This window comes from Streptomyces sp. SID12501 (assembly GCF_010550245.1).
Taxonomy (GTDB): Bacteria; Actinomycetota; Actinomycetes; order Streptomycetales; family Streptomycetaceae; genus Streptomyces.
In genome coordinates this window covers 1-631 of the sequence record NZ_JAAGLU010000248.1, presented here as the reverse complement: position 1 = coordinate 631, position 631 = coordinate 1, and the positions used below count along the sequence as shown (strand labels likewise).

The window sequence follows — 631 nt, the reverse complement described above, 5'->3', positions numbered from 1 at the left end:
GAGCAGCTCGGCGAGCGCCTCGGCGACGATCGCGAAGCCCACGCCGATCACGTACGCCCACACGGTCGCGAGGTGGGAGTTGAGCACGATGACGCCGCTCGCGCCGAAGACCACCGAGCCCACGCCGGCGGCGATGCCGGAGAACCCGCCCTCGCCGACGCCGATCGACTCGAACACGTCGCCGAAGACGAGCGACGCGAGCAGGACGACGAGGCCGAGGCCCCCGACGACGAGGAAGACGGTCACGTGAGGGGGTCCCTTCGGTGGCTTGCGCGCCAATATGCCGCAGGTGCCACCGCGCCGACCGGGCCCCCGGGCCCAACCGGCCGCGCGTCCGGGTGAACCCGCCGTGCGGTCACCCGCAGGTCAGGGGCACGTCGACGGCTCAGCCGTGCGCACCGCCCTCGAAGTCCATCTCGGGGACTGACGGGACGGGCGCCCGTCCGGGGACTCCCCCGTGGTGGGACGCACTTGGCCCACGGAGTCACTCGTGCGAGGGAATGACCGGGGCCGGGCCAAGCCGGACCGGCCGTACGGAACGAAACACTTGCGCGGGTCCCGACGGGGCCCCGGGGCACGCCCCTTCGCGGGGCGGGTCCGTCACCACCTTTGAAGGAGATCTCTCATGTCG

At 72.7% G+C, this 631-nt stretch carries 1 protein-coding gene; it reads right to left on the bottom strand.

Translation table 11 applies throughout. The annotated features are described in order from the left end of the window. Nucleotides 1-246 (bottom strand): hypothetical protein (locus G3I71_RS45530; protein WP_203733033.1); only part of this gene is annotated, 246 nt, incomplete at its 3' end. Nucleotides 247-631: the final 385 nt, after the last annotated feature.